Consider the following 9,638-nt stretch of genomic DNA (forward strand, 5'->3'; position numbering starts at 1 on the left):
GGACGGCTCTAACCGCCCGCAACGCTCACGACACTCCCCTCAGAGGGTGACGGACCAGGTGTCCAAGACACCGGTGTCACCGGGCCCGTAGTCGGTCACCCGCAGCTGCCAGCGCCCGCCCGCCGGGGACGACGCGTTGGGCACCGTGAAGGTGCGGGTCCCGTTCCAGGCGGTGCAGCTGCTGCCGCCGCTGTACTTGAGCGGGTAGCCCTTGCCGCTGGGGTCGAGCAACGTGATGCCGAGGTCTTCGGCGCAGGTGTGGTTGATCGTCACCGCGACGGTGAGCGGCGAGACCGCCTGGCCGGTCAGTGTCGAGGTGATCGGGCTGAAGATCTGCTGGTAGTCGCGGATCGGGTAGTCGGTGCCGTTGCTCAGGGTGCGTGCGCCGCCTCCGCCGTTCTGGGTGCGGGCGGACACCGGGGCGCTCGCGGGTGAGATGTTGCCCGCGGCGTCGCGTGCCTTGATCGTGAACGTGTAGGCGGTGTCGGGGTTCAGGCCGGTGACCGTGGCGGTGGTGCCCGCGGCGGAGGTCGCGAGCGTGGAGCCGTTGTAGATGTCGTAGCCGGTGACGCCGATGTTGTCCGTCGCGGCGTCCCAGGCGAGGGAGACGCTGCTGGAGGTGGTGGCGGTGGAACGCGGGTTGGCGGGCGCGGTCGGCGCGGTCGTGTCCTCGTCGCCGCCGCCGGTGACGAGCTTGAGCTGCCACTTGTTCAGCGCTTCACCGACGGGCTGGAAGATGGACATGTCGCCGTCGCTGGGGTTTTCGACGCATTGCGAAGGTCCGCCGTCGTGCAGGCCGGTGGCCTTGCTGCCGAGCAGCCAGCCGCCGCCCGAGTCGCCGCCGAGTGAGCAGGCGGTGGTCCAGGTGAGGTCTTCGATGATCAGGCCGCCGCCGTAGTCGACGGACTTGTGCGTGTACTTGACCTCGCCGCACTTCCAGTGCGAGGTGTTGCCGGAGTGGCAGACGCGGTCGCCGACCATGGCCTCGGCCTGGCCGGTGAGGGTGATCGCGGGTTCGCCCCAGGTGTTGACCGCGGCGGAGAGGTTCCAGCCGGCTTCGGTCACCGCGACGACGCCCATGTCGCCTTCGCGCGCGTTGACGCTGTGCGTGCCGCCGACGTTCGAGGTGCCGACGCGGTTCTGCTGGCCGGACGCGCCGTACGCGGCTTGGTCGCGGTCGTTCGTGCAGTGCCCGGCGGTGAGGAAGTGCTTGGCGCCCGCGGCATCGGTCACTCCGAAGCCGACCGAGCAGTAGGTCTCGCTGCCCGGCCACCACGGGTTGCCGGTCTGGACGGTGCCGGACTGCTGCCGCGGCGACGAGGTCGTCTCGGTGATCCGGATGCCGAGTTCCTTGGCCCGGTACAGGAAACTGTCGGTCGCGGCGGTCGTGCGCGAGCGGTCGACGGAGACGGCGACGTCGTTGTTGCGCACATCGATGCCCCAGCCGAACACCCCGGGAACGCCGGTGCCGACCAAGGCGCGGACGGCGTCGTCGGCGCGGTCGAGGTCCGCCTGCGTTCTGGTCACGAGCTTGGCTTCGGCGCCACTCGCGCGGGCGGCGTCGGCCGCGGCGGGGGTCGTGACGGCCAGCGTCAGCTTGCCGGACGAGGCGTCGAACCACTGCCCTGCCGACTGCGCGCGCAGCGCGGCGGGCAGTGCCGCGGCGACCCGATGGGCGCTGTCCTGGGCGGTGAGCTGGGTGCGTGCCTGGTCGGCGGTGAGGCCGAACGCGGCGGCCACGCCGTCGATCGCGGCCTGCGGTAGCTGGGGTCCCGGTGGCGGCGCGGCGTCGGCCGCGTGCAGGCCGAGCCCGAGCGCGGCCACGCTCAGCAGACAGGCGAAAGTGCTTCGACGGCGCATGCTCACTCCTCGAATCGGAATCGGATGCGCTGAAGGTAATTCGGGCGGACCATGGATTTTAAGATCCGCAAGTAGTTAACAATTAAGAGCTATTCGTCCCAATCCCAGTCGAACCCATAGCATCCTGGACCGAAATTGAGCGCGACACCGTGCACGGAACCGTTACCTGGCAACACTTCCGAGGACTCGGCGGGGTGACCGTCCAGTTCGGAATACCGGCGGCACCGCACCGGAAGCGCCTTGGGTGAGAATCGGATCTCGAGGACGTATTCGCGTACTGGCAGCCGGAATTTGCGTTCGTAGTTGGTCGCTTCAGGACAGGGCCTGCGATTCACCAGTGTGTGCTCGGTGAGCACGGTCTCCCCGCGCGCGAGCGGGCGTTCGAAGAGCAGTTCGACGACGAGCAGCCCGTCCTCAGGCCGGTGCACGCTGCGTCCGGGGCGGCAGCCACGCAAGGAACGCAGTGCGGGCAGCGGGCGGTCGTGCTCGTCGATGTGCATGATCACCACCCAGCGGTCCGGCCCGTCGGCTTCGGCGCGCAGCACCTGCCGTGACCGGATGGCGAGTTCTTCGCGGCCGGGCCCCACGGTGACCACGTCGTGCTGGCTGATCCTGGTCAGCCGCTCGTCCCAGCGGGTGTCGACGTCGCTGACGGCCGCGTCGATCCGGCCGCGGTCGGGCCAGAACCGCCCGATCTCGGGCAGCCCGTCGGCCCGGCCAGTCCATTTCCCGCGGGCCCGAGGCGGTCCGAGCAGCGCGATCAGCGCGCCCGGCGGCACTTCGAGCAGCTGTTCCAGATGCCGCAGCCCGAGCACGGAATCGCGGCGTTCGGGCCTGCTGCGCCCGGATTGCCAGTAGCTCAAGGTCGCCGAGGTGATCGAGACGCCGCGGGCGTGCAGGTGATCGCGCAGCCGGTCGAGGCTCAGCCCGCGGGCCTTGATGGCCTCGCGCAGCGCGTCGGCGAACGGCCCGGTGCGCAGCAGGCGGTCGAACTCGGGCCGGGGGTTCGCTCGGCTCATCACGGCTCCCCACGTCACGTGCAGGTGATCGTAGATCGGCCGGGACGGAGGACCAAGCGTTAACAGTTAAGAGAGGTCTCGCCGAAAGTTCGTAGACAGCCCCGGCGGGCTCCGATCCACTGTGCGAGGCGGTTTTCGCGAGCGAGGAGGCCTTTCATGGCGGAAGTGAGCCGGCGGACGTTCTTGGCGGCGACCGGGGCGGCGGCGTTGGCGCCGATGGCACCGGACGTGGCCACGACGGGCACCATCGCCGACGTCAAGCACATCGTGATCCTGATGCAGGAGAATCGCAGCTTCGACCACTACTTCGGCACCATGAAGGGCGTGCGCGGGTTCGCCGACCGCGCCACGATCCAGCTGCCTGGCGGGTTTTCGGTGTTCAACCAGCCCAATGGGCTCGGCAGGCAGTATCCGTTCGCGTTGCGCGGGCCCGGCGGGAACGCCGAGACGCTCGCGCAGTGCCAGGGCGATATCGCGCATTCGTGGGGTGATCAGCATGGGGCGTGGAACCAGGGGAAGCTGGACCGGTGGATGGCGGCGAAGAACAAGATCGGCTGTCTCGGTTATCTCGACCGGACCGATCTGCCGTTCCACTACGCGCTGGCCGACGCGTACACGATCTGCGACGCCTACCACTGCTCCGGGCTGACGGCGACGGGTCCGAATCGGACGTTCCTGTTCAGCGGCATGATCGACGCCGCGGGCCGCTACGGCAAGCCCGCGAGCGACGGTGGCGAGGAGTCGGGGCTGACCTGGCAGACCTATGCCGAGGTGCTGCAGAACGCGGGCATCACGTGGCGGGTGTTCCAGAACGCGAAGAACAACTACGGCGACAACGGGCTGGCGTATTTCAAGCAGTTCGCGAACGCGCTGCCCGGATCGCCGCTTTACGACCGCGGCATGTCGAGTGTGCCCGCGGTCACGGGTAACACTCCTGACGACATCCTCGCCGCGATCAGGGCGGCCGCGGTGGGTGGCACGCTGCCGCAGGTGTCGTGGGTGGTGACCGACCAGATCACCTCCGAGCACCCGATCGGGCCGCCGGTCAACGGCGAACGGTTCGTCAGCGGGCTGCTCAAGGCGCTCGCCGCGGATCCCGCCACGTTCAACAGCACCGCGGTGTTCCTCAACTACGACGAGAACGACGGCTTCTTCGACCATGTGCCGCCGCCGTCGCCCGCGGCGGGCACGGCGGACGAGTTCGTCAGCGGGACGCCGGTGGGGCTGGGGTTCCGGGTGCCGATGATCGTGATGTCGCCGTGGAGCCGGGGCGGCTGGGTCGATTCGGAGGTCTTCGACCACACCTCGGTGATCCGGTTCATGGAGACCTGGTCGGCCGCGATCGGCAAACCGGCCGCCTGCCAGACGATCAGCGCGTGGCGCCGGTCGGTGTGCGGGGACCTGACCTCGGCGTTCGACTTCGCGAACCCCGTCTACGGGCTGCCCGCCCTGCCGACGCCGGGTCCGCCGATCTCGGCAGGGACGTGCGCTCCCCTGCCGAACCCGACGCCGCAGAACAACGCGCAGCCGCCGCAGGAGCCGGGCACCAAGCCGGCTCGGGCGTTGCCGTATCAGGCGAACGCGTCGATCTCGTCGTGGCTGTACGGGGCGAACGGGCAGATCCAGCTCAACATCACCATGGCCAACGAGGGCCCGCTCGCGAAGAAGGCTGCGCATTTCTCCGTCTACGCCAACGCTTTCCGCAGCGGCGGGCCATGGCAGTACACGGTGGCCGCCGGTGGCACGACGACCGATTTCTTCAACTGCGGCAGCGGCTTCGGCGACGGGAACTACGACTTCACCGTGGTGGGGCCGAACCGTTTCCTGCGCCGGGTGCGCGGCAACGCGAGCAAGAAGCTGGAGGCGCGTTCGCGGATCGCGGTGACCGCGAGCACCGGGAAACTGGCGCTGTGGCTGGATTTCGTGAACGACTCGGCCGCGTCGACGACGTTCACGGTGACGTCGAACAACTACCGCTCAGACGGTCCGTGGACGTACACGGTGGCCGCCGGGCAGAGCGGGAGCGACTACTTCAACGCGGTCGCGAACGCCAACGGCTGGTACGACTTCACGGTCACCACGGCCGCGGACGCCGGCTGGTCACGCCGGTTCGCCGGGCACATCGAAACGGGCGCGCCCAGCGTCACGGGCTGAAGGGCTCGTGAGTGGTATGGCCGGTTAGAACCGGTCATACCACTCACGACCCCAATGCCGAGGGTGACTCGCCGTCGGCGACCAGCAGGCGGGGTGCGCCGGAGCCGTTGGCGGGGACCGCCCAGACGTCGGCGTGGCCGCCGTCGCGGCGGAGCGCGTAGCCGATGGTGCGGTTGTCGAGCCAGGCGGCCTGGTCGTCGACGCTGCGGGTTTCGGCGAGCGCGGTGACCGTGCCGCTGGCGAGGTCGAGCACCGAGAGCCGCCAGCCTTTGGCGGGGTCACCGTCCACAGCGGACTTGTAGGCGATGCGGCGGTTGTCCGGCGAGAGCGACGGGCATTCGACGTTGTCGCGGATGGTGTGCGCGGTGCGGGCCGCGGAGGCGCCTTCGACGAGGTAGCGGTGGGCGCCGGTGGACATGGTCGCGTAGAAGCGGTTGTCGTCCTGCGCGAAGGTGACGCCCCAGAAGTTGAGGTCGGCGGCTTGGTACGGCTTGCCGTCGACGGTGACCGCGAAGTCCTCGAGTGTGCCTTCGAGGTCGCCGGTGCGCAGGTCGAGGGTGCCCGCGCGGGTGGAGAAGCGGCCGCCGTTGTAGGAGTCGCCGGTGACGAAGACCGTCCAGGCGGCGCGCTGCCCGCTCGCGGAAACCCGGGCGCGGTTGGGCAGGCCGACGAGCGGGATCTCGCGTTGCGGGTTGAGCTGGGTGTCGAGCACGACGAGCTGGTAGGTGGTGAGCCCCGCCTCCGGGCGCAGGCAGAGTCCGGTGCCGCCCGCGGCGTAGACGCGGTTGCAGCTCAGTGGGGAGACCGCGCGCACACCGTCGGCGTCGAGGGTGGCGAGATGGCCGCGGTCGGCGTCGGCGGTGCTGATGAAGAGCAGCCGTGGCCCTGGCGTGAGGGTCACCGCGCCCGCGGCCCCAGCCGCCGAGGCGTCGTGGTCGCGGGAACTCGCGATGTAGACGATCGCGGCCGCGAGCAGCACGACGACCCCGGTGACGGCGATGAGGACACGGTGTCTCATGCGCGTGCCTTGCGCAGCAGCGCGAACGTGCCCGCGATCGCGGCGAGCACCATGACGGCGGCGGCCGAGATGGCCGTGGTGGCGCCCCAGAACTGCCAGGCCAGTCCGAAAAGGACGGAGGAGACCAGATAGGACAGTGCCTGCCCGGTCTGGATGAGCGAGATGCCGGTCGTGCGCAGCGCTTCGGGCAGTACCGGTCCGGCGAGCGCCATCAGGACGCCGTCGGTGGACGCGTAGAACGCGCCGTAGAGCCCGAGTGCGAGCGCGAACAGCGGCCAGCCGCGCATCGGGCTGGCCAGCAGGAGGTAGACGGCGACGAGGCCGCCGTATCCGGCGAGCAGGACCGGCAGTCTGCCGACGCGGTCGGCGAGCGCGCCCAGTGGCGCGGCGAGCACCAGGTAGGCGAGGTTGGTGCCGACGGCGAGGAGCGGGAACCAGCCGGTCGCGATGTCCTCTTTGCGTTGCAGCAGCAGGTAGACGAACCCGTCGCCGATGGTGGACATGCCGAGCACACAGGCCGCGAGCAGTAGCCGCCGCACCCCGGCGGCGCGCAGGAGCGCCAGTGCGGCGCGGGGTGAGACGGTCCCGGCGGGCGGGCGCGCGGTGCGGCGGTCGCGGACGAACAGGACGAGCAGCAGCACGCCGATCGCGCCGACGCAGAAGCTGGTGAAGAACACGGCGTCGAAGGCTTCGGCACCGGCCGCGGCGAGCACGGCGAGTGCGACCAGCGGGCCCGCGAACGCGCCCGCGCTGTCCATCGCGCGGTGCACCCCGAACGCGCGGCCGAGCATGTTCTCGGGTGCGGACAAGGTGATCAGCGCGTCGCGAGGGGCCGTGCGCAGGCCTTTGCCCGCGCGGTCGGCGGTGATCACCGCGCCGATCGCGGTCGCCGACGAACCCGCTGCCATCAGCCCGAGCTTGGCAACGGCCGAGAGCCCGTAGCCGAGGCCCGCGATGGCTTTGCGCCTGCGGACCCGGTCGGCGAGATAGCCGCCGGCGAGCCGCAGCAACGCGGTCGCGCCGGTGTAGAGGCCGTCGACCAGCCCGTACGCGGCGGGGCTCAAATGCAGGCCGAGCACCAGGTAGACGGGCAGGATCGCGGTGACCATCTCCGAGGAGATGTCGGTGACCAGGCTGACGCTGCCGAGTGCGAACACGTTGGCGCCGACGGCGGTGAACCTGCGCCGGGACCCCGCTTCGGCGTGGTCCCGGCGTCCGATGGTGGACAGGTACAAGCGCTATTGCCAGACGTCGGTGATCGGCGACTTGCTCGCGGCGTTGTTGATGCCGGGCAGGCCGTAGGCGGCTTCGATGGTGCGGAGCACGGTGTAGTGGTTGATGGATTCGCTGTAGCTGCCGATCTTCACGTGGTCGCCGACGAAGGCGGTGAAGATCTGGTTGACCGAGGTGCCGCTGTCCTCGTCGAAGGTGACGATCAGCAGGCTGTTGTGCGTCTTGGCCCACTGGGCGTAGGCGTCGAGGTGGCTCTTGAGCCACTTGTCGCCGGTGCTGATCGAGCAGTCGTGCATGTCGTTGCACATGTCCGGGGTCACGAAGGCCACGGTCGGCAGTTGCGTGAAGTCGGTCGGGAAGGCGGAGTTGCGCAGGTTGGCCGAGGCGGGGATGTTGCTGAAGTCGACCCAGCTGTTGTGCTTGCGCCGGTAGGTGCCGCTGGAGCAGCCGGTGTAGCCGTCGGACGGCATGGCCTCGGAGTAGCCCTTGAAGCTCTTGCCGGCGCCGGAGAGCTGGGAGCCGAGGTTGGCCTTGGCGCCGAGGTTGATCGGGCAGGCGTCGTCGGTGACACCCTGCGGCGAGCCGGAGAACAGCGCGACGTAGTTCGGCTGGCTCGGGTGGGTGATCGCGAAGGAGTTGGTGAACTTCGCGCCCTGCCCGGCGAGCGAGTTGAAGTACGTCGCGCTGGAGCTGCCGTTGATCGAGGAGTACTTCTTGTTCTCGAACATGACCAGCACGATGTGGTCGAAGGCGGGCACCACCGAGGCGGTCGGCTGGATCGCGGGTGCCGTGGGTTCCGATGCTTGGACGGCGGTGAACACCCCCGCCGCCACCAGCGTCGTCGCCGCGAGCGCGGTCACGATCCGCTTCCGGAACATGAGTCCTCCTGCAGGGTGTGGGTGAGGGCGCCTCATGGTGGCCACGGCAGTGAGACGACTCGTGCCTCGCCGTCATCCAACCGGTGCCCCCGGCGTGAACAACAGAAGTCGCCCCCGACCGGCGCAGGCTGAAAGTGGAGAACGCCGCAAAAGGGAGATTTCCGCTATTCCAGCCATTCGGTGACGATCTCGGAGCTGGCGTGGATGTTGACCAGCTTCGCGACGGCGTCGGTGTGGTTGACGAACTTGTGCGGGGTCCGTGGCGGCACGACGGCCACATCGCCCGCCACGGCGACGGCGCTCTCGCCGCCGATGGTCACGGTGACCGAGCCTTCCTGCACGACGAAGACCTCTTCGTACTCGTGCTGGTGCAGCTTGGGCCCGTCGCCCGGCTTGGCGGTGACGAGGAAGAAGGAGACGCCGACGCCGCCGTGGTCCTTTCCGGTGAACTGGGACCCCGGCAGCTGGCTCTGGTTGACGATCAGCACGGTCTTTCTCCTCCGCTCGAAGGGCTTTCGCCGAACCTACCCCGGGGTCGTGAGTGGTATTGCCGGTTAGAACCGGCCGGAACACTCACGAGTCCGCCCTTTCGGGCAGGCCTGCGTGGCCCGGTCGGCCCTAGCATGCGGGAATGAGTGTGCTCGGCTCGGTGGTCTCGCGTGATGGTTCGGTCGTCGGTTTCGAGGTGACCGGACATGGCCCGCCGCTGGTGCTGGTGCACGGCGGCACCGCCGACCGCGGCCGCTGGGCGCCGGTGCTGCGGCAGCTCGCGGACCGGTTCACGGTGTACGCGGTGGACCGGCGCGGCCGGGGGCTGAGCACGGCCGAAGCCGAGACCTACGCGCTGGCGAGGGAAGGCGAGGACATCGCCGCCGTCGCGGAGGCCGCGGGACGCGACGTCTATGTCGTCGCGCATTCCTACGGCGCGTTGTGCGCGCTGGAGGCTGCCGCGCTCACCGACGCGATCGGACGGATGGTGTTGTACGAGCCGCCGATCCCGACCGCGGGGAACCCGGTGTTCACTGCGGCGGTGCGTGACCGGATCCGGTCGGCGCCGGATCCGGAGACGCGGCTCGAGACGTTCTTCCGTGAGGTGATCCATGTGCCGGACTCGGAGCTCCCGGCGATGAAACGCACCCCGGTGTGGCAGGCGCGGCTTGCGGCGGTGCACACGATCGTCCGGGAACTCGACGCGGTCGAGGCGTTCACCGTCACGCCTCGGCTGGCCGGAATTTCCGTGCCCGTGCGGCTTTTCCTGGGCACGGAAAGCCCGGCGTACTTCGCTCCGGCCGCGGAGGCGGTGGTTGCGGCGCTCCCCCACGCGGACATCGTGGAGTTGCGTGGGCAGGACCACCTGGCGATTGATCGGGCGCCGGAGGAGTTCGTGACGGGGGTGGTGGGGTTCGTGAGTGGTATTGGCGGGTTGTACCGGCCCAAACACAAACGACCAAGGTTACGTTGGTGGGGGAGGGGGTC

General features: G+C 69.4%; 8 protein-coding genes. 2 read left to right on the forward strand and 6 right to left on the reverse strand.

Annotation, left to right across the window (positions count from 1 at the left end):
* Positions 1-39: 39 nt before the first annotated feature.
* Together ACFV15_RS46710 and ACFV15_RS46715 are read right to left on the reverse strand one after the other, a co-directional pair.
* Positions 40-1,860, reverse strand: a complete 1,821-nt coding sequence (locus ACFV15_RS46710) for a proprotein convertase P-domain-containing protein (RefSeq protein WP_378359785.1) — start codon at positions 1,858-1,860, stop codon at positions 40-42.
* 89 nt (positions 1,861-1,949) lie between these two features.
* Positions 1,950-2,879: a helix-turn-helix domain-containing protein gene (locus ACFV15_RS46715; RefSeq protein WP_378359787.1), complete on the reverse strand. Its 930-nt coding sequence runs from the start codon at positions 2,877-2,879 to the stop codon at positions 1,950-1,952.
* A 156-nt stretch (positions 2,880-3,035) separates the two neighbouring features.
* Here ACFV15_RS46715 and ACFV15_RS46720 point away from each other — a divergent pair, with 156 nt between their 5' ends.
* Positions 3,036-5,033 carry a phosphocholine-specific phospholipase C gene (locus ACFV15_RS46720; RefSeq protein WP_378359789.1) on the forward strand — a complete coding sequence of 666 codons (1,998 nt, stop codon included), beginning with the start codon at positions 3,036-3,038 and terminating at the stop codon, positions 5,031-5,033.
* A 43-nt stretch (positions 5,034-5,076) separates the two neighbouring features.
* On the opposite strand, the gene ACFV15_RS46725 is transcribed toward ACFV15_RS46720, so the two are convergent.
* The 4 genes from ACFV15_RS46725 to ACFV15_RS46740 form a co-directional block, all read right to left on the reverse strand.
* Positions 5,077-6,051 (reverse strand): TolB family protein, encoded by a 975-nt coding sequence (locus ACFV15_RS46725; protein ID WP_378359791.1) that lies wholly within the window; start codon positions 6,049-6,051, stop codon positions 5,077-5,079.
* Complete coding sequence (locus ACFV15_RS46730) at positions 6,048-7,286, reverse strand: MFS transporter (protein ID WP_378359793.1); 1,239 nt, start codon at positions 7,284-7,286, stop codon at positions 6,048-6,050. The genes ACFV15_RS46725 and ACFV15_RS46730 overlap by 4 nt, the downstream gene beginning before the upstream one ends.
* Before the next feature lie 3 nt (positions 7,287-7,289).
* Positions 7,290-8,162, reverse strand: coding sequence for an alkaline phosphatase family protein (locus tag ACFV15_RS46735; protein WP_378359795.1), 873 nt, complete (start codon positions 8,160-8,162; stop codon positions 7,290-7,292).
* 164 nt (positions 8,163-8,326) lie between these two features.
* The gene (locus ACFV15_RS46740) at positions 8,327-8,650 is read right to left on the reverse strand and encodes a cupin domain-containing protein (protein WP_378359797.1); all 324 of its coding nucleotides are present in this window, start codon (positions 8,648-8,650) and stop codon (positions 8,327-8,329) included.
* Between the two features lie 143 nt (positions 8,651-8,793).
* Between ACFV15_RS46740 and ACFV15_RS46745 the strand changes: the two genes are divergently transcribed.
* A partial coding sequence (locus tag ACFV15_RS46745) for an alpha/beta fold hydrolase (protein WP_378359799.1) occupies positions 8,794-9,638 on the forward strand: 845 nt, incomplete at its 3' end.

It is taken from the genome of Amycolatopsis sp. NPDC059657 (assembly GCF_042734395.1).
Lineage (GTDB): Bacteria > Actinomycetota > Actinomycetes > Mycobacteriales > Pseudonocardiaceae > Amycolatopsis.

Coding starts and splice junctions, on each gene's coding strand:
- ACFV15_RS46710 (WP_378359785.1), bottom strand. CDS start 1,860: ATGCGCCGTCGAAGCACTTTCGCCTGTCTGCTGAGCGTGGCCGCGCTC.
- ACFV15_RS46715 (WP_378359787.1), bottom strand. CDS start 2,879: ATGAGCCGAGCGAACCCCCGGCCCGAGTTCGACCGCCTGCTGCGCACC.
- ACFV15_RS46720 (WP_378359789.1), top strand. CDS start 3,036: ATGGCGGAAGTGAGCCGGCGGACGTTCTTGGCGGCGACCGGGGCGGCG.
- ACFV15_RS46725 (WP_378359791.1), bottom strand. CDS start 6,051: ATGAGACACCGTGTCCTCATCGCCGTCACCGGGGTCGTCGTGCTGCTC.
- ACFV15_RS46735 (WP_378359795.1), bottom strand. CDS start 8,162: ATGTTCCGGAAGCGGATCGTGACCGCGCTCGCGGCGACGACGCTGGTG.